The organism is Micromonospora sp. NPDC005254, from assembly GCF_042872525.1.
Lineage (GTDB): Bacteria > Actinomycetota > Actinomycetes > Mycobacteriales > Micromonosporaceae > Micromonospora.
In genome coordinates, this window is the sequence record NZ_JBIAKM010000009.1 from 1 (window position 1) to 18,858 (window position 18,858).

The following is an 18,858-nucleotide window of genomic DNA, read 5'->3' on the forward strand; positions in this document are numbered from 1 at the left end:
GTTCTAGCTTGGTCGCTGAACCAACTACCGGAGACCTCTTCAATTAGCGACCACCGCCACGCCCAATATCGAGGCCCTACGAAACACGGCCTAGGTCGTGGTCCAGCCACAGCTCGTCCAGACGCTGGCCCCGGTACCGCTCGAGGAGGTCAACTCCGGCGGCACTGGTACGGGCCACCTCGGCACTACGGCCATCCACGAACGAACGGAGGTCATCGACCAGGACGATCACTCGGAGGGCATCCACGCGATGATGATGCCTGGCACCGTCAGGATCCGACATCCGGATTTGCCGCTGGTAATGCGTGGCGATCGTGAACGTGCCCCCTATCAATGCGGCTGAGGGAGCCAGCGCTGGTGCCAGCCAAGGCACAGGGCAGGCTGCTTACCATCGGTCGGCGGTCGATGATCCGGTGCGGGGAGCAGGTTGGGAGCAGCGAAGCGCCGTGAACAGCCTCGAACTGCGTCCAACGGCGTCGAACTGCCCTCAACTGCACCCACCCCTGCCTGCGGCCCCACGTTGCCGCAGGTCAGAGTCGGTGTGGCGTCCTGGTTCCCGCGGAGTGCTCCGCAGTTCTGTGATGCATTCGACAACGCTCTATGTCGCCTGGTAGGGGAGTGTGTGCAGGTCAAGGCGGTAAGGAGCCGACGGTTGCCCGACCTTGCAACTGGGAGCAGGCTGGGGTGCAGGTTGGCGAAGTGGTCTCCGCGCCCGAAGTGCTCATCGACGCCGGACGGAGACGAGGGCTTTGACCTGTAGTGATGAGGTCGAGCGGTGCGGCGTGACCTTCCAGTAGAGGTCGAAGTGGTCAGGCGTTGCTGCTCCCGGGATGGCTGGCGCCGGCCGACGTCCCGGTTCGCCTAAGGCCACGTCTAAAGGCGTGCTGCAGATCGATGTGGAGCGTTGCGGGTGAGCTTGCTGGAGTGCGCCGCTGTTTCGTCATTCGAGACACCGATCCCACGGGCAACGTCCTAAGCAGGCCCTTCAGGCTGCGGACCTCTTCGGCGTGCCCGAAGCCGTCGGGGTTGTCCCTCGGAGGCGGTAGGGCAGCGTCCGCTCATGTCGATGAGCGGGTAGGAGATCATGCGCGATGATCCGGTGCGGCATAGGAGGTGTCACTGTTCGGTGCTGAGCTGAACTTTCGTGTATCGCCACGTGCCAGTACTTCTTTGATCATCGGGCGGGTGTAGGCCTTCTCCGGATCCTTCGAAGCATCGCCGCCGTGGTAATACTCGCCTTCGTCGAACGCCTCGAACACGTCAAGAAACACCTCGGGTAGCGCTGTGTCGAAGGTGGCCGTGTGGTGAGCATGAAACCAGTTGACAATCTCGTCGCACGTCCCAAACGGCAATCGGCCCTGGTCATAGCGGGTGGCCAGTTCCATGGCCAGACCATCCAGGAAGGCGTCGTAGTCGAGCCGGGTCCACGCCGTCCATCGTTCGATGTCCTCTGTTCCCGTGATAATTTCCTCGCCGCGCGCGTCCCGGCTGACGAGCTCCGTCAGCACCTCGCTCATCCGCATACGGAATTCCACCACGTACGCGACCGCCCGACGACTCTCTTGTCGATCATCCAGTAGCTCCCTGCCTCGAGTGCCGGTGAGCCGGCAGAGGTCCTGCACGCTTCTGCCGCTGATCACGCGCGACCCATAACTAGAGGTGGTCGCAGTACGGGGAGCAACGACGGCCAAGGGCGTGACCCAGGTCCCGTAGAAGAGTGCCCAGGCGCTTGACCTCTTCCGCGGTGGGCGGAGTGATGGCTGCGCCGGCCGCGATGTGCTCTCCGGCTTCGTACAGCGTGACGTACAGACCTTCGGCGGTTGCGCGGTCGAGCCGCAGAACGATGTCATCCCCCATACGCAGACCCTAATCACACGTCTCGCGGCACCGGTTGGCCAAGGCCGGGTGCGCGGATCTGTCGCTGACCACCTTGCCTGGTCGAGTTCGGAGGATTGCGGCTCATCTCAACCGGTGTCGGCGGTACTGCGGGAAGGGCTCGCCGACCTCGATCCCATTTTCGTCCAGTGCGTTGTAGATCGTCAGCCAGCCGTCGGCGAATCGCAGGCCCAGCGCCACGGTGCCGTCCGCCAGGTCGCCCCCGGCGTACTCCAGGAGCTCCACCGCCTCAAGGGGTTGCCCGCGCCGAGCAGCCAACGGCGCGGGAGCATCGTCGCACCACCGTAGGCGGAAGCCATCCGAGGTCGGCCACATCGGTGCCCGGGTCACGTCGATCGTGCACCAGGTGATCGACAGGTCGTCGAACTTTTGATGGTTGATCTCCAGGCGCTCCTCTTCGAAGTCGAGCACCACCGGGCAGTCGGCGAACCACGAATCGTCGTCGTCCTCCCAGACCACCCAGGTAGACGTCAACCTGCGGCCCACAAGGCCCCGCAGTCGCTGAGCGTGACGACTGGCGACGTCAGCGACTCCGTTGCACCAGTTTGGCTGGTAGCCGGGGATACCGAAGTTGAACGTCATCGAGGCAAGGTAGTCCTGATCCGGACAATCCTCGACGGGGTATCCGGGTCTGCTGCGAGGTGTTCACGGGCAGGTCAGTCGAACCAGTTGAACAGCAGGTCACCAAGCCGGCCCGGACGGTGGTAGGTGACATCCCGGCGTTCTTCGTCGGTTAGCAGCCGGAGGTACCGATCCTCGATCGGTTGCTCCAGCTCCGCCGCAGCGGCGACCCGCAACCCCGCTCGGCGATAGATCTCCCGGCCTGGGACGTCAGCGAACAACAGGGTGATCAGATGAGGATCTCGCGGTTGAGCTGCGGCGACCAAGGCGGCCGCGGAGTTGAGAAGGACGTACAACGGCTTGCCGTCACTGAGTCGCACACCGATTCGGTTGTAGTTTCGGCCGACTGCTGGTTCCTCGACCGAGGTGGTGACCGCACCACCGGCTCCTCTAATGCTCTCGTACACCGAGGCCAGCCATGTGGCACACGCCGCCGAGTCAGGGCGCGGCGTGGTCACTCCGGCTCGTAGCAGATCGATGATGGGCACGCAGGGCATCATCCTGTATCGCAGCGGTGTCTCTACGGCGAAGCCCGGGAACGAGCGCTTCCGTCTGAAGCCCGCGACCTGGCATCCGGATCAGCCGCCGTCCGTGCGCGCTACCCTCAGCCGGCGCCGTCACGCTCCGTGGCCAGCCTCCCGTGCCGGTCGACGTCCGGAACTGCCGATGAGGGTGTCGGCGCGAACTTCGCTGCCGGTTCAAGTTGCGCCGTGGACCTATGCTGATGCGGTTCTGTAGGTCGAAGCCCGAGTACCGATCTTTGCCAGGGAGCCGGCGCCATTGGCGAGGGGGGTCGTGCGGCTGCCCGGGAGACCAGGCTGTGGAGCCGCTGTGAGCAGGCTTATCGCTGAGTCCCGTCCGGGCTGTCGGCCGTTCTGGCACACGTGCGTCCTACTATCGTGGAATGTCCGTGCCTGCTCGTCCGCCGTTGCCGCCCGACGTCGACCCCAATTTGTGGTTCGACACCGAGCGATGCGGACGGCACTACCTCCTCGACGGCAACCCGCACACGTTCGCCGGACGCATGTTCGCCTATTGCGCAGAGCGCGGCATCCGTACCCAGGTGTCGAAGGGGGAAATCGGCGACTGCTCCGAGCAGACCCGGTACTTCGTACGGGGGTTCCTGTCCGGCAATGAGCTGCCCCCGCCGGTGTCCGGCGGCGGCACCGAACCGGCCCATCTCGCCTGGCGCGAGGCGGCCGCTCATTTCCGCAACACCGGATACTGGCTCGACGTCGACGCCGCCGGTGACATCGATGCCGCCCCGCCGGAGGACACCGAAGCGAATACCGATGGCGGCGTTGTGACCGAGGCCGAGGCGGAAGAGCTCCCCACCGAACTGCAGGCCTTGATACGAGAACAAGCAACGGCACGCGTGGCGCTTGTGGTCGACGTGTCGACCAGCGATGCGGACCGTGCCGTTGAGGTGGCCACAACACTCGCCCAACGGGTCCGCAGGCGGACCTGTGACGGCCCCGGCCCTGTCGAGGTCAGTCCGCCGGTGTCGTTCACCCGGGTGTATGCGCTGGTCGGCGTCACCGGACACCGCCCATGGGTGGCGATGCAGACAGCGATGACAGCGCTGGGCCGCAGCGGCTGGGCTCCCTCGGCCGCGGTCGAGGGCGAGCAGTACGTGACGGCGGAGTTCAGGGCGTACCGCGAGCTCAACCGAGGTCTCGACGCGCTAGGAGTGAGCGCGGTGGAGATTCACGCCGGCTATGGACTGGGCCACGACCCGTCCCGTACGCCGGGCAGTCGGTAGCAGGGCGAGTGACGACGGCAGCCAGCCCGGCTACCGCCCCGCCCTCGATCGGGCAAGGTCACCGTGCTTCGGATCGGTGCCGCGCTCACTCTTCTGCCGCGGACAAGGCGCGTCGATCGTGAGCGTGCTCCCCGATCGACCGATGCGGCTGCGGGAGCCAGCGCTGGCGCCAACCACAGCACTGGGCCCGAGCTCACGATCGGTCGGCGGCCCGGTGCCGCCCCGGTTTGGGGGAGCAGGTTGGGAGCAGCGAGGTGCCCTGAACGGCCTTGAACTGCATCCAACGGCGTCGAACGGCGCTCAACTGCACCCACCCCTGCCTGCGGCTCCACGTTGCCGCAGGTCAGAGTCGGTGCAGCGTCCTGTTTCACACGGAGTGCTCAGCGGATTTGCGCAGCGGTCGACAGCATTCTATGTCCCCTGGTAGGGGAGTATGTGCAGGTCGCGGCGGTAAGGAGCTGCTGGATGGTCTGGCCTTGCAAGTGGGAGCAGATTGGGTGCAGCTTTGTGAGGTGGTCGCCGCGCCCGAAGTGCTCACCAACACTGGAAAGAGCCGAGGGCTTTGACCTGCGGTGAGGTGGGCGAGCGGTCGGCGTGACCTCCCAGAGAACACCGAAGTGGTCGAGGTTCGCTGCGCCCGGTCTGGCCAGTGCCGGCTGTCGGCCGGGGGCTCGTTGACGCCGCTCGCGATGTCGTGCTGCATCGACCTGCGGCTCTGGCATCCGCCGTGGTGGCGCCGGTGTACATCCCGGACGCTGAGACACGAATCCCACCGGCAACCCCCTGGCCAGGGATTCCGGTCCGGTGACCTCTTCGGCGGACCGAAGGTGTTAGCGTCCTTATGGTCTCTGGACATCTGCGGGTCGGACGACTGTCCCGCGCCGCCTTAGAAATTCCCCGACGTGGTCGTAGAACGCCGAGCACGCCTGTTCACCGGCCCGTCTGACCCACCCGGGTCTAGACGGCAGCTACAGGAGTTGGTGGCAGCGAGTGGGGCGCGTTCAGGATTGCTGACCCTGGTTGCGCAACGGCCGGGCTTGGTCGACACCGCACCAGGCCCGGCCGCTGCGTCACGCGGCTAGGAAATGTTCCAGCGCCGGTTCCAGTTCACGCTGCAGGTCCATACCTGCAGTGGTGCGCCGATGTCGTAGCTGACATCCTTGACGCCGAGGCACTTCTTGCTCGTCATGTTGACGAGTTGCAGCCAGGGGTCACCCGGCGTCGCCGGAGCCGCGATCCATTCCTGCGGATTCGCACGCTTCAGCCTCCGTGCTCATGTGGTGCACCGACCGTGTAGAGAAGTGTGGCGAGCGACAGGAGCGCCACAATGATGCGGATTCTCATGCCGGCCCCTCAGCTTCCTTCTGTCATTGGTGCGCCGATGGTGTAGAGCAGCAGGGCCAGCGACGCTAACGTGAGCATCGCGTAGGCGGCCTGGCGCCAGACGGTGGACATGGTCATGTTTCACCTCCCGTGATGTGCTGGGGTACCGGATCGGGTTGGTCGTGGCGGCGACGCATCGCGAGCGCCGTCAGCGCGACGGTCCCGGCGCCGATGAGCACGTCGCCGGGACTGACGAGCTTCTTCAACGGCGTGACCGGGATCGTGTCACCGAGGAGCGCGAACCGGGTCGCATCGTCCGCGGGTTCGTTCTTGGGCGTGGTGAGATCCGGCCGTAGGCCGACCGCCTCAGCCCCGCTCGGCTGGTATGGCATGCGTCCGTTGAGGGCGACCGTCACTCCGTTGGCGAGCGCACCTACCGTGATGGCGACGCCAGCGACGCGGATCGCGAGCGGCCATCTGGGAAGGTTCACGGCCAGCCACCACAGGACCAGGCCGAATACGACGACCAGCGTGCCGGGATGCCGCAGGGCAGCCACGTGGTACTGCGCCGCCTGGACGACGGCGGCCAGCCACAGGAGCCACACGGCCGAGAGTCGGATGCTCCGCAAGCCGGCGATTCGACCCCCGCTGGCGTAGCCGACAAGGACACCCACCATCGGCGGTGCGATGAGCAAGATCAGACTGTGGATCGACATGGCGCCACCGTGTGGGCCTCGAAGGCCCTAAGTCCGGTCATTTGCGGTCCCTCTCGTGGAGTTCCCCTCAACAGACCAAGTCCAGTGTGGATTGCCGGATCTGATCACGGCATGGTTCTTCCGTCCATCGGTTCACTGATGATCGGGCTTCACGCGTAAGGGTTGAGGTTGCGTCCGCTGGAGTGGTGTACGACTTGCCCGTGATGGGCCGACCATGTGACGCGGAGCGGTGAGGAGAATGTCGGCAACGACACCTTCCTCACCGCTCCTACGATCATGCCTCATGGATCACGCCCAAGTGGACGGCCACTCACCCGTGATAAGGCGGGTCTTGTAGTGCCACCAGTTGTCGGGGCCGTAGACCTTGACGGCGACCTTGCTGCCCGACGTGGAGTGTGCGCAGTTCACGCCGTACCCGGTCTTGATCCGTCCACCGATATCGTTCTCCCAGCCGCCCCAGTCCCCGGCCGGCCACAGCTGACGCTTGTGATTGACGTCCCCGCCGGCTGCTTTGACGTAGATCTCCAGGGTGCCGCCCGGGTTCCGCATGCCACAGAAGCTGTCGTAGATCAGGCCGCCGAGACTGTACGCGCCGGACCAGTTCCCGTCTGCTTGGACCCAGCTGTGAAAGAGTTGTCCGGGATTCGAGAACCCGGTGGCATTCCCAATCCAGAACACCTCGTCAGAGCCGTTCTGGTTCACCAGCCACATCAGCTCTCCCGGCTGAGCGGTGAACCAGGCGCCGGGCGCGGTCGTCTCGAAGACGATCCCGCTCGCGGGCGGTGGCCCCGCGTACGCGGGGGCACCGGGTATCAGGATTCCGATGATCAGCATGGCTGCGACCGCGCATCTGCGCAACATAAGCTTCTTCCCATCCATGTATGTTGACGTGCGCTCATCCTGCGGGAGCCCGCTTGCCGAAACCTTGCGACTTCCTGCCCGTACCGCGTCCGTACCAGGGGAAGGCCCGTTTGCCGGTGGCGAGGTACCGCCACCCGGCCGGGTTCACGCAGAGGCCACATGTCGGCTCCGGCCGGCGTTACGCGGGGTTCTCCCGTTGGCGATCTCATAGCACCATGTCGTTAGCGGATCGGTGCACAACGTCGTGGAATGGCAATAGTCCGCACCACGTCCGGATCTTTCAATCGACGGCGCCGACCGCGGCCACCATGAGAGACAGCGAAGGCAACGATGTCCAAGGTTTCCACACTTGACCCTCCGATGTAGCGTCGACCATCGGCACGTTGGTCGGGATTCGGGGATGCCTCAGAGGCCGGCTGACGCCTCGAGGTGGAGCAGTTCGCTGCGGACCCGGTCGCCATCTGGATGGGCGAGTTCCTGAAGTACGACGAGGGCTTGTCGGTACGCGTCGCGAGCGCAATCCAGCCGGCCGGCGGCGCGGTGCCTCTCGGCGAGGTGGGTCAGTGTGACGGATCCGTAGTACCGGTCGCCGAGGTCGCGGTATAGGTCGATCGCCCGCTGGTAGCTGGCGACGGCCTCGTCGTCGTCGCCGAGGTGGTGGTGGGCGTATCCGATGGTGTCCCAGGCGTTGGCCAGTCCGGCTTGGTCCCCGAGATTCCGGGTCACCTCAATGGCCTCCTGGCCTGGGATGAGGGCGTCGTGGTGGTCGCCCAACAAGATTTGATACCAGCTCACCGCGTTCAGCGCGTGTCCCAACCCGTGTCGCAGGGCGTTCGCCCGGCAGATGGCGACCGCCTGTCGCGCGTGGTCGAGTGCCTCCCGGTAACGGCTCTGCTGCTCGCGCAGCATTCCGAAGTAGTGATGTGTCCGGGCTTGTCCCTCAAAGTCGTCGCGCTCCCGGTACAGCTCGAGTGCTGCCCGCAGGTGCGCCTCGGCCTCGTGGCCTTCGCGCAGCCGGATATGGGTGCGGGCGAGGTGGACGTGAGCGGAGCCTTTCGCGGCCACGTCGGTCGACCGTGCCGCCGCGCGCAGCGCCTGCCGTTGGATCGTGACCTGTTCGTGCCACATCCCTTGCCGGTACAGGAACGTCGCCGTTGCGTCCGCCAGGTGCCAGGCGTATGAATCGAAGCCGGCGTTCACGGCGTGGTCGACGGCGGCGAGCAGGACGCGATGCTCGGCGGCGAACCACCGTAACGCACCGGTGTGGTCGGTGGGCGGGTCCACGGTGACCCCAGCACGCGGGAAGTCGAGAGGGCTCGAGTCGCGGGCGGGTTCGAGTAGCCGGTCGGCGGCGCGGGCGGTGTGCAGGTAGTGGTCCAGCATCCGGCCGGTCACGGCGTCGGGCTGTTCGTCAAGGGCCAGCTGGCTCGCGTACTCGTAGACGAGATCGTGCAACGTGTACCGGCCGAGGGCGTATTCCCCGATCAGGTGAGCCCTGGTCAACTCGGACAGGACCGGGCGGACTCCTGCCGGGGGCAGACCGAGAAGACTTGCCGCCGCGCCCGCTGATATTTCGGGTGAGGGATGCCGCCCGAGCAGCCGGAAGAGCCGTGCCGCGGCCGGGCCGAGGGCCTGGTACGACCAGGAGAAGACGCAACGCACATCGGTGCTCGCGTCGCCGGTGGACAGGGCGTTCAGGCGGTCTCCGTCGCGCAGGTCGGCGGCGACGTCGGCGAGCGACAGACCTGGTTGGATGGCGGCTCGTGCGGCGGTTATGGCCAGCGCGAGCGGGAGCCCGGCGCATTGGTTGACGATTTCGACGATGGCGTCCGGCTCGGCGTCGGTTCGGCGGGAACCGATGCGGTGTGTCAACAGGCGGCGGGCTTCGTCCGGGCTGAGCGCTTCGACGGTGAGAGGGTGAGCGTCGTCTGCGGCGACAAGCCCGGACAGCGGGTTGCGGCTGGTGACCAGGGTGAAGCAGTACGGCGCGCCGGGCAGCAGGGGGCGGACCTGCTCGGCGTCGCGGGCGTTGTCCAGCACCAGCAGCATCCGTCGGCCTGCGAGCAGGCTGCGGTACAGGCTGACTTGGGCCGCCGGGTCGGCTGGCAGCCGCTGCGGTGTGACACCCAACGCGTCAAGGAACCTCCGGACGGCCTCATCCGGGTTCATCGGCGAGCCGCCTGGATCGAAGCCGCGCAGGTTGACATGCAGTTGCCCGTCGGGGAACCGGTCGGCGACCCGATGGCCCCAATGTACGGCCAGAGCTGTCTTGCCCACCCCAGCGGTGCCCGACACGACCGCGATGGCGACGGCCGGGTACGGCTGCCGGTGGGTGTGGAGCATGTCGTCGAGCCGCGCGAGGGCCTCGGCTCGGCCGGTGAACCGGCGGACGTCGGCGGGAAGCTGGGCCGGGATGTGGGCCCGGTCGTCGCTACGCGACGGGGCCGCGAGGGGTCGTGACTCGGCTTGAAGGGTGTGTTGAGCGGACGTGACGTGCTGTTGCCGTAGAACGCGCCGGTGGACGTCCATCAGGTCGGGGGACGGCTCGATACCGAGGTCCTCGACGAGTCGCCGTCGGATACGGGCGTAGGTGTCGAGCGCGGAAGCTTGCAGGTTGCCGGCGGCCAAGGCTGCGATGAGCCGCGTGTGGAGCGGTTCGTGCAGGGGGTTGGCCGCAGCGAGTTCACGCAGTCGTGGTAGGCAGCGGTCGGGTTGGCCGGCTGCGAGGGCCAGGTCGGCGTGGCGCAGGGTTGCCGCGATCTGCTCCTCGGCCACTGCGGTGGCCAGGAATTGGTGGTGCAGATTCGGCACGTCTTCCAGCGGGTCGCCGCGCCAGAGCGCCAGCGCGGCTTCCAGAAGGTCGAGTGCCGCCATCGGCTCGGCGGCGCGGGCATGGCGCACCTGGCGGCGGAATTCGGCCAGGTCGAGCTGCTCGTCGGCGAGGTTGAGCTGGTATCCGGCCGGGGTCCGGGTGATCAAGGCGGCCTGGCCCGGTCCGGTCGGCTGCAGCGCCGACCGGAGCCGGGACAGGTAGGTGTGCAGCGCGTTCGCCGGCGCCGCGGGTGGGGTGTCCCAGAGCAGGTCGATCAAGTCGGAGACCGGTACCGGAGTGTTGACCGACAAGGCGAGCCGGCCTAGCAGAGCGCGACGCCCCCCGCGGCCGACCGGCGCCGCCACGTGCCCGCGGTTGACGGTCAGCGGGCCGAGGATCGCCAGCCGCAGCGGTTCGGCGGGGCAAACCTGCCTGGAGGGCGGGATCGGGCCTGAAGGGCGGGTGGCCGCGCGGCGGAGCGTGGCCGCGTCGTGAGGGGGCAGGCCGAGCGCGGCGACGAGCGCCTCGACGGCTGTGGGCCTGGGTCTGCGGCTACGGCCCTGTTCGAGGTCGCGTATGGCGGCCACGCTGAGACCGGCTTGTGCGGCAAGTTCCCGTTGGCTGATGCCGCCCGCCCGTCGGCCGGCCCGCAGCAGCGCGCCGAATCCGCTTCCTTCTTCAGTGGTGTCCATGCTCACGCCCCGTGCGTCATACCTTGCCTGCCGCCTATACCGCGGTGTCCATCGATGTCGCCCGAGCGGCAGTGAACAAGCCGCTGAAGTGACCCTATCGGCTGGACACCTCGAGGTCTGTCAACAACTCGTCGTAGATCCTTCGCAGATCGAGCAGCGTCTCCGCTGCTGCAACCGCGGACACCCCGGCGCGACGCTCCCGTGGCGTAGAAGATCATTGGCCGTGTCGGCAGCAGGGTACGGGTCGTCTAGCCCGGGTGCCTCCCCCGGATCATCCGCCGCCGTCACGTCAAGCATCCGGACGATGGCCTTGGGAAGCCGGCCCGGCAGGCGAGGTGAGTGCCGCAACATCGGAAGAAGCTAACGGCGGACCACAGGTACTGGTCCCCTCGATGAGGAGCGACGCGTGCCCGAGCCCAGTGCAGCCGCGTGGGCCGCGACCTCTTCGGCGGATGCGAAGAAGTCAGCCGTGATTCTCCCGGTCGTCAATCGGGCGACGTCCGCTCATGCCGATGACAGCGCGTTGGCTCGGTCCTGCACCATCGTTCCAGCGTTAGGGTCACGAGCATGACCGATCAAGACGCTCGCGAGATCGCACTCGCCTTCCTCGCTGACCGCATGGGCGAGGTCCGCGCCGGTGAATGGGTGATCACCGGTGTGCGGGAGCACGAGGCCGCATGGTCTGTGGGCTACCAGTCACGCGCCTTCATCGAGTCAGGCCGCATCTCCGACGCGTTGGTCGGCAACGGGCCGGTGGTCGTGCCCAAGTCCGGCGCGGACCCATGGCTGGCCTGGTCCGGTCGGCCGGTAGAAGAACAGATCGCCGAGGGGCGGCCCACTCTCGGATGAACGCACTGACAGGCCGCCGGGCGGGAGGCATTGCTGCGGTGTGTCGTCAGTAGTGACTGAAGACCTGGCGAACCGTAATGCCGAGCACGGCCGACACTTGCGCTGCCTCGTCGGGCGACAACCAGCTGCGGCCTGGATTGCGAACCAGTAACTCGAATCGCGCAAAGGCGGCCGGCCAGTGGTACTCCAGGTCGTTGAGCGAGACGGCTGCGCTGCAGCACGGTGTCACGGTGTCCAGTGTTGCGAAGCGAGTGGCATAGGCATCATCCATCCGCTCTTGCCACCAGTCGGCATCCAGCGGAGCCTTGCAGGCCGGGCAGCCGACTGCCTCGAAGTTGGCGCCCTGGTCAATGAACGTAACCTCGGCGTACTGGCAGGCGACCAGCTCGCCCGCGCCCGGACACATCGCCGAGACGACCTCGGCCGCAGTATCCGCGGCGCCCTGCGCCGGCACCCAGGCCGGCACGGTCGGCACGATACGAAGGAGATCCTCACTCACGCCCATATCCTCTACCAGCTGCCGCCAAGCCGATATCCGCACATGCCGCTGACATTACGCGGCGATCGTGAGCGCACTTCCCCATCAACCGATGCAGCTGTGGGGGCCAGCGCTGGTGCCAGCCAAAGCACTGGGCCGGCAGCTTACGAGCGGTCGACGGCCGGCGGTCGGCGAGCCGGTGCGAGCCGGGTTGGGGGAGCAGGTTGGGAGCAGCGGGGTGCCCTGAACGGCCTTGAACTGCGTCCAACGGCGTCGAACGGCGCTCAACTGCACCCACCCCTGCCTGCGGCTCCGCGTTGCCGCAGGTCAGAGTCGGTGCGGCGTCCTGTTTCCCGCGGAGTGCTCCGCGGTTGTGTGCAGCAGTCGACGGCGTTCTATGTCGCCTGGTAAAGGAGTGTGCACAGGTCGAGGCGGTAAGGAGCCGTTGGCCGGGCCCGGCCTTGCAACTGGGAGCAGATTGGGTGCAGGTTGGCGAAGAGGTCACCTCGACCGAAGTGCTCACCGACGCCGGACCGAGACGAGGGCTTTGACCTGTGGTGATGTGGTGGAGCGGTGCGGCATGACCTCCCAGTAGAGGTCGAAGTGGTCAGGCGTTGCTGCTCCCGGGTTGGCTGGCGCCGGCCGGTGCCACGGGTCGCCTAACGCCACGCCTGTAGGTGTGCTGCACATGGATGTGAAGCGTTGCGGGTGAGGTTGCTGGAGTCCGCCGCGGTTCCGTCATCTGAGACACCGATCCCACTCGCGGCGCCGTGGCCAGCGCATCCTCTGTGGTGACCCCTTCGGCGGACCCGAAGGCGTCAGCTTGGCACCTCCGCGGCAGTAAGGCGGCGTCCGCTCATGCCGATGAGCGGATGCTGTCCCGGTCAGGTGCTCGAAGGAATGCCTAGCCGGTTGGGGCGTCGGCCCGTTGAACGCCGCCGAGCAGCAGGCGGGCACCTTGGCGGACAACGTTCCAGTCGGTCTTCGGACAGCGGTCGAGGTTCTTGGCAAGCCAATGCCGCCGGTCTTCGTGTTCCCGCCGCAGATGGACGAGGTCAAGGTCCACGCCAGGTAGCCCGCCGCGGCGTTCCAGCTCCTCGACCCGCTGCCCCATGGCGTCCATCAGCTCGCGGTTGAGGGTGTGCACGGCCTCAAGGTATGCGGTGGTCGGGACGCTGAGCCGGACTGCGGGGTCGGCGGTGAAACCGATCTCGCCGTCGTCCTCGTGCCGCCAATCCATGGTGATCTCGTCGCGATCGCCGCGGGTGGTACGCCAGAACCGGAGCTTGGGAGGATTGCGCAGGTAACCGAAGTCCAGATGGTGCTCGCCGTGCCAGATCGCGGCCGTGACGACTGGATGGTCGGGCACGTCCGCGTTCCCGTCGTCGGTCCGTTCCTCACCCGGTTCGGCCAAGAACTCGAGCGGGTCACACGTCCACTGCGCGGGGTCGGAGGCAATGAATGGCTGCAGATCGTCGGGCACCGGCTCCAGCACCTCAGGTGTAAGGACAATGACGTCTTCCCAGAGCCGGGCCAGGTAATAGTCGATGTAGGGATGCGGGTGAACTTCCCGGGTGCGGCACAGCAGCTCCTGCCCGCTTGCTTCAAGCCAGTACCAGCCCTCGGTGAGCCCGAACCAGTGGAGCCTCGGCTGGTCACTGCCCCACGGCGACACCTCGTCCAGTGGGTACAGCTCGAACCGGAACCTGATCATTGAGCCTTTTCCAACCTGATCTTGCAGGTCAGGGACGGTGTGCGTAGCCCGGTGATCGATGAGGGCGAGGCTCCAGGTAAGACAGCAAATCGACCAAAACCCGATGCCCCAACACGGGAGCCTCGCCTGTGCTGTCTTACCCGTCCACGATCTCATTGTCCAGCCGGACCCTGAACCACCTGGCCGATCGTATCCGCAGCCACCGCAACCAGCGTCGATCCAGGTGGCGACGCCTCGACGCGGGACGGCAGGCACTTCTCGCTCTGGCTCACCTGCGCAACGGTGATACCTACACCCGCCTGGCTGCCGGGTTCGCCGTCGGCGTGAGCACCGCATGGCGGTACGTGCAGGAAGCGATAGCCCTGCTCGCGGCGACCGCCGATGACCTGGCCACCGCCATGGACCGGATCCGCCGGCTGGCGTACGCGATCCTGGACGGCACCCTGATTCCGATCGACCGGGTCGCCGACCAGAGGCCGTACTACTCCGGAAAACATAAGCGCCACGGCGTGAACGTGCAGGTCATCGCCGACGCGGCTGGCCGCCTCGTCTGGGCTTCGCCGGCACTGCCCGGCTCGGTCCACGACCTGACCGCAGCCCGAACCCACGGCATCATCGAGGCGCTGACCAGAGCTGATGTGATGACCTTCGCGGACAAGGGCTATCAGGGAGCCGGCGGGAGCGTGCGCACGCCGTTCAAACGGAGCCGCTTCCGGCCCAAGCTGTCACGCCGGCAGAAGGCCGTGAACCGCGCCCACGCGAAGATCCGCGCCCGCGGCGAACGAGCGATCGCCACCCTCAAGACCTGGAAGATCCTGACCAAGCTGCGCTGCTGCCCACGCCGAGCGACCACGATCGTGCAGGCCATCCTCGTTCTCCACCGCGTCGAAGCCAACCGCTACGCAGGATGAAAAGGGCTCATTGGACTGATCCCTGCGATGCCCGCGCGTCTGCTGGGTCGCCTGGCCGTGCCGGAGGAGGCGGATTCGCATTCGGTGGGTGCTCACCGGTTCGACCACTCGGCCGGTGGTGAGCCCGAGTGCCTGACGGCGTTGCGAGCGCTGGGGCCGCTGCCGGTGGAGCGCCTGCTCGGCGCGCTCGAGTTGGTTGTCGGCCGCCATGACTGGAGTTGTGCGCCGGACCTGGTGGCGGGTCTGCTCCGGCCGCCGGATGCCCAGTATGTGTGGATGGCCGCAGGTGGTCACGATAGCGAGGCGACGTCCGCGACGGCTTTGCTGCACCGACTGCGTCCCGGACTGGCCGACCGTACGGTTGTGTTGGTGCGAGAGCTTGCGGCGCACCCTGTGATCGCGCCGCTGCTGGCGGTCACGCCGGCGGCGACCAATGAGCCATCGATCGCGGCCGAGCACGGTGCAGCTCATCTCGGCTTGGCGGTGGCGGTTGCTGGTGCCGTGGTCCACCAGGCGGCGCCACCAGTGATCGTGGAGCGTGCCGCCGCTACCGTCGGCCTGGGAGTCGGCGCCGCGGTGCTACTGCTGCGGGACGCACTCATGCCTCCGGCATATGCGGCGGCGTTGCTCGCCAGGATCCGCGCGGAGTACCTGCTGCCGCGCCATATGTCCGGCACGGTGACCGTGGCCGAGCACCGGTTCGGGCTTGCCGAGCATGAGTTGCCCGAGCAGGCCGACTTCGCAGGCAACGGGATGGTCGCCGTGGCCGACGGCGGCATCGTCGTGCGCACCGGTGTCGCGGCGGGCATGGTCCGCGTTGAATTGGCCGTGCTCGCGGAAGCCCCGGACGAGCTGGAGTCCGGCTGGGAGGAGATCGTCGAAGTGAGCTGGCGTGCCGCCGAGGGGCGCGCATCAGTGATGGCGCCGGACGGCACGGGCAGCCGCGGCCTACGCCGGCAGACCCCGCCGTGGCCCGGCGAATACCGGACCCGGGTACACGCCCGCGGGCGCGACGACCTCGACGCCGAGCTCGAGAGCTACAAGCTCGTCGTCTGGGGCGCACCCGCCGCACCGGAAATCGCCTACAAGCTCACCGACCAACTTGGGCACCGGCTGCGCGGCGACCCCGAGCCGGCCCGGCCCCCCGAGCACGCGTACCGATGGATTCGCCGTAGCCCGCTCTCCCAGGCGGCGACTGTCACCGTCGTCACTGGCGCTACGGTCGAGCAGGCGTTACGTGCGTTCGGAGCCGACCCGGACCAGCCGGAATCGGTCGATGACATTCAGCGCGACCTGTCACTGCGTCGTGCCATCGACCCCTGGATCACCGTGCTGGACGGCGGTGACGCGGTCCTGGTCGTGGAGGACAACGGCTTCCGCGGCACGGACGCCGCAGTGCTGCGTAACGCGTCGGCCGGTGGCCGGGCCGCCAGCATGTTCTGGAACGTCAACGCCGTCACCCGGCTCTCCTTCGCCGAGGCAGGTCAACTGCTCGCTGCCTTCGAGCCATGGGGGCGCGACGAGTACCCGCCGGAGGTTGCCGCAGCTCTCGCCGGGATCGACTTCGCCGAGCTCGGTGATCGCAGTGAGAAGGGACTGGTCGCGGTCGCACGGTTCACCGGCCGGGGCATCACCGCTGCCGACCTCAACCGGATCCGCGCGGCCGGCATCGGTTACCGCATAACAGGATAGGCACCCAGCCGCACCGCGGTCCGAGACGAGGACCTCAGCCACATCCATGACAGCGGACGATGGATCCTGTTCCAGCCCGACGCATACCGCCGAGGTGCTCTAGCGGCTGTCCACCGCCAGTCACCCGCTACAGCTGGCCACGAGCTACGTGGAGGTAGCTCGGAATATCCATTGCCATCCGATCGGCGCAGCGCCTACCTTGAATGAGCAAGGTCGTCCCGACCAACCTGAGGAGTTCCCCGTGTCGCAGTACGCCTACACCGAAACCACGCGGCTCATGCCGCGCGGCGGTGTCGTGCTGCCCTCGATTGGACGAGCCCACGATCTGTGCGCGAGTGAGCGGAACTGGAAGCCGGGGTGGCGGCGCGAATAGCGCCAGCGCAAGCTGCGAAGCCGCCCACCCTGACAGGGATAGGGCGGCTTTCTCGTTACTGGAACAACTTCATAGGGGCGTAGCTCAACTGGTGGAGCACCGGTCTCCAAAACCGACGGATGCAGGTTCGAGTCCTGCCGCCCCTGCTTTTCGTCCCGGCTTCGGACGGCGGCGTTGTAGATTCTCAACTCCACAGTGGATGGCATTGGTAAGGCCCCAGCCGGCGCCCGTATGGGCCGGCCGGGGGCACTACCTCCGGGACGAGGGAGACGGCTGACCCGCTCGCTTTGGGAGCGAGAGACACGGGGTTCGACACCCCGGTCCCGGACGATGGGGTTGTAGCTCAGTTGGGAGAGCGCCGGTTCGGCAGACCGGAGGTCGAGGGTTCGAATCCCTTCTTCTCCACGCTTCATGGGCCGTTGGAGCAAGCTGGCAGCTCACCTGGTTCTCAGCCAGGAGGTTACGGGTTCGAGCCCCGTACGGCCTACGCACGCAGGATGCCATGCGGTCGTGGTGAACTTGGCGGACACGTCGGTCTTCCAAACCGAAGAAGCGGGGTCGTTGCCCGCCGACCGCTCAACCGTTCCGGGATGCTCTGCTGGCAAGGGCGACGGGACTTTGGATCCCGGTACGAACGCAGGTTCGATTCCTGCTCCCGGAGCTCGCACTTGACCAGCGGAGAAAGTCGTCTCGGATCTGCGAATCCGGAATTCGACTTCCTCTTGGTGGATGGTTCGACTCCGGCCGGGGGCTCCACGCGGTTGTAGCTCAGTTGGTAGAGCGCGACGTTGCCAACGTCGAGGTCCCGGGTTCAAGTCCCGGTAGCCGCTCGATGTCTCTTACATAGAGACAATGCGACATCACCGAGTTGACACCTATCGTTGAAGTGCCAGTGGACGCCGATTCTCGTCATCAACGCCGACCTCGGCCCGCTCCACCGGGTCACGGTCGCCCACGCGATCCGGATGCTCTGCCGGCGGGTCGCCGAGATCCACGAAGCCGAACCCGACCAACTCATCGGCGTGTTCCCCATGCCGAAGGTGGTCCGGCTCGTCCGGTACGTCGGCACCCGGTGGCGGTACACGAAGGGCCCCGCCTGGTCCAAGGGCGGCGTCCTGGCCCGCGACGAATGGCGGTGCGGCTACTGCGAGGGTCCGGCCGTGACGGTCGACCACATCCTGCCCCGCTCCCGGGGTGGGGCGAACACCTGGCGCAACACGATCAGCGCCTGCTACGCCTGCAACCAGCGCAAGGGTGATCGGACCCCGGCCGCGGCTGGGATGCCGCTACGGCGGCAGCCGGTCGCGCCTGCCTGGTCGTCGCTCGCGCAGCGCTGACTTTCGGCCGGCGAGCCGGTCCCCGTGCTGACCGACGGGGCGAAGGGTTGGTTCTCGCGACCAGCTACCGGCCGCCGGCCCTCATTCCGAGATGGTGCAGCTGGCAGCACGTCCGATTCTGGTTCGGAAGATCGGAGGTTCGAATCCTCCTCTCGGAGCGCAAGGGGATGGCCCGGAAGCAGGGCACCCGGCGGGTTACGGCCCGTCGGGAGTTCGCCGGAGTAGCGCCCGGCTCCCCGCGCCAAGCCCTCGTAGCCCAACGGCAGGAGGCAGCGGCATGAGGTGCCGCGCAGTGTGGGTTCGAATCCCTCCGAGGGCACCAGGCCGGCGTAGCTCAGTTGGCAGAGCACGCGCCTTGTAAGCGCGAGCGGGCCGGTTCGATCCCGGTCGCCGGCTCCACACACCCGGTGGGTGTCTCGCGGGCCGGGACGCCCGTAAGGCAGGGATAGCGCCCCTGACGGTGATCCGTCGGTGAAAACGGCGGCGCCGCCCCGGCACGCGAGAGACCCACCGGGACCACGCCAGCGAAGCTCACCATGGCAGAGCGCGCCCCTCGTAAGGGCGAGGATGCGGGTTCGACTCCCGTCGCTGGCTCTCTCGCCGACGTAGCTCAGGTGGTCAGAGCACTCCGCTCATAACGGAGAGGTCCGGGGTTCGAGTCCCCTCGTCGGCACGCAACATCACGCGCTCGTGGTGGAACTTGGTAGACACGCACGGCTCAGGTCCGTGTGCCGAAAGGCGTGGGAGTTCGACTCTCCCCGAGCGCACGCAAGGGCTGAGCGCTGGTGCGCAGGAGAGATTCGCAATCCCTCCCCGCGGGG

14 protein-coding genes, 12 tRNA genes and 2 pseudogenes are annotated in these 18,858 nt (G+C 67.1%); 17 read left to right on the plus strand and 11 right to left on the minus strand.

Going from position 1 to position 18,858, the window contains the following annotated elements; all coding sequences use genetic code 11:
- Positions 1–88 precede the first annotated feature (88 nt).
- The 5 genes and pseudogenes from ACFYPR_RS25210 to ACFYPR_RS25230 all read right to left on the minus strand — a co-directional run.
- Positions 89–283, minus strand: a pseudogene (locus ACFYPR_RS25210) (cyclic-phosphate processing receiver domain-containing protein); the annotation flags it as partial.
- A gap of 799 nt (positions 284–1,082) precedes the next feature.
- On the minus strand, positions 1,083–1,517 hold the full coding sequence (locus ACFYPR_RS25215) for a hypothetical protein (RefSeq protein WP_387186675.1): 435 nt from the start codon (positions 1,515–1,517) through the stop codon (positions 1,083–1,085).
- A gap of 136 nt (positions 1,518–1,653) precedes the next feature.
- A complete protein-coding gene (locus ACFYPR_RS25220) occupies positions 1,654–1,857 on the minus strand; it encodes a hypothetical protein (protein ID WP_355140068.1) in 204 nt (67 codons plus the stop codon).
- 102 nt (positions 1,858–1,959) lie between these two features.
- Positions 1,960–2,478 (minus strand): hypothetical protein, encoded by a 519-nt coding sequence (locus ACFYPR_RS25225; protein ID WP_355140066.1) that lies wholly within the window; start codon positions 2,476–2,478, stop codon positions 1,960–1,962.
- Between the two features lie 74 nt (positions 2,479–2,552).
- Positions 2,553–3,005 carry a hypothetical protein gene (locus ACFYPR_RS25230; protein ID WP_387186678.1) on the minus strand — a complete coding sequence of 151 codons (453 nt, stop codon included), beginning with the start codon at positions 3,003–3,005 and terminating at the stop codon, positions 2,553–2,555.
- A 416-nt stretch (positions 3,006–3,421) separates the two neighbouring features.
- On the opposite strand from ACFYPR_RS25230, the gene ACFYPR_RS25235 reads away from it, so the two are divergent.
- Entirely contained in the window at positions 3,422–4,279 is an 858-nt protein-coding gene (locus ACFYPR_RS25235) for a hypothetical protein (RefSeq protein WP_355140064.1), read from the plus strand.
- Positions 4,280–5,736: 1,457 nt separating this feature from the next.
- Here ACFYPR_RS25235 and ACFYPR_RS25240 read toward each other — a convergent pair.
- The 4 genes and pseudogenes from ACFYPR_RS25240 to ACFYPR_RS25255 all read right to left on the minus strand — a co-directional run.
- On the minus strand, positions 5,737–6,318 hold the full coding sequence (locus ACFYPR_RS25240; RefSeq protein ID WP_355140062.1) for a DUF5317 family protein: 582 nt from the start codon (positions 6,316–6,318) through the stop codon (positions 5,737–5,739).
- A 288-nt stretch (positions 6,319–6,606) separates the two neighbouring features.
- The gene (locus tag ACFYPR_RS25245; protein ID WP_355140060.1) at positions 6,607–7,152 is read right to left on the minus strand and encodes a hypothetical protein; all 546 of its coding nucleotides are present in this window, start codon (positions 7,150–7,152) and stop codon (positions 6,607–6,609) included.
- 432 nt (positions 7,153–7,584) lie between these two features.
- Positions 7,585–10,269, minus strand: a complete 2,685-nt coding sequence (locus tag ACFYPR_RS25250; protein WP_355140070.1) for a BTAD domain-containing putative transcriptional regulator — start codon at positions 10,267–10,269, stop codon at positions 7,585–7,587.
- Positions 10,270–10,479: 210 nt separating this feature from the next.
- A pseudogene (locus tag ACFYPR_RS25255) lies at positions 10,480–10,683 on the minus strand (helix-turn-helix domain-containing protein); the annotation flags it as partial.
- A 567-nt stretch (positions 10,684–11,250) separates the two neighbouring features.
- Here ACFYPR_RS25255 and ACFYPR_RS25260 point away from each other — a divergent pair.
- A complete protein-coding gene (locus ACFYPR_RS25260) occupies positions 11,251–11,532 on the plus strand; it encodes a YrhB domain-containing protein (protein ID WP_355140058.1) in 282 nt (93 codons plus the stop codon).
- Between the two features lie 46 nt (positions 11,533–11,578).
- Here the strand turns inward: ACFYPR_RS25260 and ACFYPR_RS25265 are convergent, their stop codons facing one another.
- Both ACFYPR_RS25265 and ACFYPR_RS25270 read right to left on the minus strand, forming a co-directional pair.
- The gene (locus ACFYPR_RS25265) at positions 11,579–12,031 is read right to left on the minus strand and encodes a hypothetical protein (RefSeq protein WP_355140056.1); all 453 of its coding nucleotides are present in this window, start codon (positions 12,029–12,031) and stop codon (positions 11,579–11,581) included.
- A gap of 883 nt (positions 12,032–12,914) precedes the next feature.
- The gene (locus tag ACFYPR_RS25270; protein ID WP_387186673.1) at positions 12,915–13,724 is read right to left on the minus strand and encodes a DUF5984 family protein; all 810 of its coding nucleotides are present in this window, start codon (positions 13,722–13,724) and stop codon (positions 12,915–12,917) included.
- A 128-nt stretch (positions 13,725–13,852) separates the two neighbouring features.
- Here ACFYPR_RS25270 and ACFYPR_RS25275 point away from each other — a divergent pair, with 128 nt between their 5' ends.
- The 15 genes from ACFYPR_RS25275 to ACFYPR_RS25345 all read left to right on the plus strand — a co-directional run bounded on the left by ACFYPR_RS25275 (position 13,853) and on the right by ACFYPR_RS25345 (position 18,804).
- Positions 13,853–14,635, plus strand: a complete 783-nt coding sequence (locus ACFYPR_RS25275) for a transposase family protein (RefSeq protein WP_354859541.1) — start codon at positions 13,853–13,855, stop codon at positions 14,633–14,635.
- A gap of 27 nt (positions 14,636–14,662) precedes the next feature.
- Entirely contained in the window at positions 14,663–16,327 is a 1,665-nt protein-coding gene (locus ACFYPR_RS25280; RefSeq protein WP_387262785.1) for a DUF6461 domain-containing protein, read from the plus strand.
- Positions 16,328–16,773: 446 nt separating this feature from the next.
- Positions 16,774–16,846: transfer RNA gene (locus ACFYPR_RS25285), tRNA-Trp, on the plus strand.
- Between the two features lie 186 nt (positions 16,847–17,032).
- Positions 17,033–17,105, plus strand: a tRNA-Ala gene (locus tag ACFYPR_RS25290).
- An 8-nt stretch (positions 17,106–17,113) separates the two neighbouring features.
- Positions 17,114–17,187, plus strand: a tRNA-Glu gene (locus tag ACFYPR_RS25295).
- 17 nt (positions 17,188–17,204) lie between these two features.
- Positions 17,205–17,277 (plus strand) — tRNA-Gly (locus tag ACFYPR_RS25300).
- Between the two features lie 7 nt (positions 17,278–17,284).
- Positions 17,285–17,361: transfer RNA gene (locus ACFYPR_RS25305), tRNA-Gln, on the plus strand.
- Between the two features lie 96 nt (positions 17,362–17,457).
- Positions 17,458–17,530, plus strand: a tRNA-Gly gene (locus tag ACFYPR_RS25310).
- A gap of 51 nt (positions 17,531–17,581) precedes the next feature.
- Positions 17,582–18,037, plus strand: a complete 456-nt coding sequence (locus ACFYPR_RS25315; RefSeq protein ID WP_363937690.1) for an HNH endonuclease — start codon at positions 17,582–17,584, stop codon at positions 18,035–18,037.
- Positions 18,038–18,122: 85 nt separating this feature from the next.
- A tRNA-Gln gene (locus ACFYPR_RS25320) sits at positions 18,123–18,195 on the plus strand.
- An 87-nt stretch (positions 18,196–18,282) separates the two neighbouring features.
- A tRNA-Leu gene (locus ACFYPR_RS25325) sits at positions 18,283–18,359 on the plus strand.
- Position 18,360: 1 nt separating this feature from the next.
- Positions 18,361–18,436: transfer RNA gene (locus ACFYPR_RS25330), tRNA-Thr, on the plus strand.
- Between the two features lie 121 nt (positions 18,437–18,557).
- A tRNA-Thr gene (locus ACFYPR_RS25335) sits at positions 18,558–18,631 on the plus strand.
- Positions 18,632–18,636: 5 nt separating this feature from the next.
- Positions 18,637–18,710: transfer RNA gene (locus tag ACFYPR_RS25340), tRNA-Met, on the plus strand.
- An 11-nt stretch (positions 18,711–18,721) separates the two neighbouring features.
- Positions 18,722–18,804 (plus strand) — tRNA-Leu (locus ACFYPR_RS25345).
- The last annotated feature ends 54 nt before the right edge of the window (positions 18,805–18,858 follow it).